Origin of the sequence: Myxosarcina sp. GI1, from assembly GCF_000756305.1 — a bacterium.
GTDB lineage: Bacteria > Cyanobacteriota > Cyanobacteriia > Cyanobacteriales > Xenococcaceae > Myxosarcina.
In genome coordinates this window covers 1-1,961 of the sequence record NZ_JRFE01000021.1, presented here as the reverse complement: position 1 = coordinate 1,961, position 1,961 = coordinate 1, and the positions used below count along the sequence as shown (strand labels likewise).

Genomic DNA, 1,961 nt, shown 5'->3' with positions numbered 1-1,961 from the left:
GGCCAAGTGGCTGAAGTTCTAAAATCAAACTCAACTTTTTTAGATTTAGTACTAGAATTGTTTGCCATTATTTTTACCTGTAACTTTTGCACGAGCTTTTTTTGGCAGTAAAAAAAGCTTGAATTAACTAAATGTTTCTGTTTTGATGGTTCTGTTATAAAATGCGAAGTTTTAAAAAATTGCGATCGGTGTCACCCGAAAATGTGAGAATCAAAGCCAACCAAAAAAACAAGGCAATCGCCTTGTTTCATTAGTAAGAATTAGAGTTAAAACTTTAGTTTTAACTCTAATAAAAGTTGTCTGAACAATGCTTGATAAAGTAGCTTCAATAGTAACGAGCGTATGGATTTACTAAACCAATTTCACCAGAATAGATTTAAATTGAGTTTAGACTCCATATACATCGATACCAACGAGATTATCTAATTCTTTGTTAGATAGAGGATCGCCTCCAAAATCGTCATAGGCTTGAATTAAGGCACTGGTTAGAGGAGCATTGTAACCCGTACCTACTTCGTTTGTAATCCAATCATTGCGGTCGTCATTATAGTCAAAGTCGTTAGTCGAACCAGGACCACCTACCATTGCCCCATAGAGGAGGTGTTCGTTAGGCTTACCATAAGGAGCATCGCCAGCAGAGGCTCTATGATGGGGTTCTTTGGGATAATTTTTACCAAAACCAATCATGTAACTGGCATTTCTGGGGTTATCTCCCAAGATGTAATCTATTTGATCTTTGGCAAAATCTCGATAGCTTTTGTTGCTCTTAACAGTATCGTTGTATAAGCCAACTAAATATGAGGTAGCCGAACTTAAAGCTAGGGAACCCCAGCGTGTTCGCCAAGCCAGTCCGCCAGGACTGTACTTAACGTTACCAGTACCATTAATCCAATTTTTTGCCCAACCTTCAAACATGTCTTTGTATTTGGGATTTTTACTTTCTTGGGCTAAAAGTAAGTTGGCGGCATTAGATTTATTATCTGCCATCCAACTCCAGTCGGCAGGATAACCAATTTCATTGTCAAAAATTTGTTCGGCGCGTTTGAGATATTTTTGTTGACCAGTTGCTTTGTAAAGCCAAGCTGCACCTTCTGCCAGTTCGTCGGCATAGCCACTAAACGAAGTATAAAAAGGATTGGCTTGAGGTACGGAATCAGAATATTTACCTCGATACTTATCGGCAAATTCAAACAGTTGCTTGGCATTTTTTAACAGTTTGTTGGCATAGCTATTATTAACTCCACGAAACAGCATCGAAGCCGAAGCCAGTGCCGATGCAGTTCCTGCGGCTACATCAGACCCAGGTTTGTTGCGATCGATTTTAAAGGCAGGACGCTTCATGGTCATTTTTTCTGGAGGACCCCAGTAAGCATGGTCGGCATTACCGTCACCTACTTGAACGTAAAGCTTTTTAGTTTTGCCTCCTTGAGTTACGTGGGCTTTCAGAAAATAATCAGTCCCCCATTTGACCGCATCTAAGAGTTCGTCCCACTGTCCGCTTTGTTTGTATGCCTGTTTGTATTCAATTCCCCCCCAGGCAAGCATCGTATTATTAGCAGACATAGGTAAACCGAATTTCACATGATCGCCTGCATCGTAATAGCCTCCTCTCAGGTCACGACCGACATCCGAACCATCTTTTAATGCTGAATCACCGCGCCATTTAACACGATTGTCTTTGGGAAGATCGCCAGAACGGTTGGCTTCAAAGAAGAGAAAAGATTTTTGTAAAGCTTCACCGTATTTAAATTGACCTTTTTGTTTGGTACTTTTGGGTGTGTCCATAGGTTTTTCGGAAGCTTTTGGTTCGGGCTGGGGCGAAGTTACTTTTGGCTTGTCAATCACAGGATCCTGAAATCAAAATCGATATTTTTGTTATTGTTTTTTGGAGAATTAGAAGGATTATTCATGGCGTTTAAAGACTTACCGTTAAAGGCATAATTTTTAGGAGCAACTACTTT

1 protein-coding gene is annotated in these 1,961 nt (G+C 40.1%); it reads right to left on the bottom strand.

Annotated elements, in window-relative coordinates:
* Positions 1 to 387: 387 nt before the first annotated feature.
* The gene (locus KV40_RS15435) at positions 388 to 1,845 is read right to left on the bottom strand and encodes a glycoside hydrolase family 9 protein (protein ID WP_253274275.1); all 1,458 of its coding nucleotides are present in this window, start codon (positions 1,843 to 1,845) and stop codon (positions 388 to 390) included.
* Between the last annotated feature and the right edge of the window lie 116 nt (positions 1,846 to 1,961).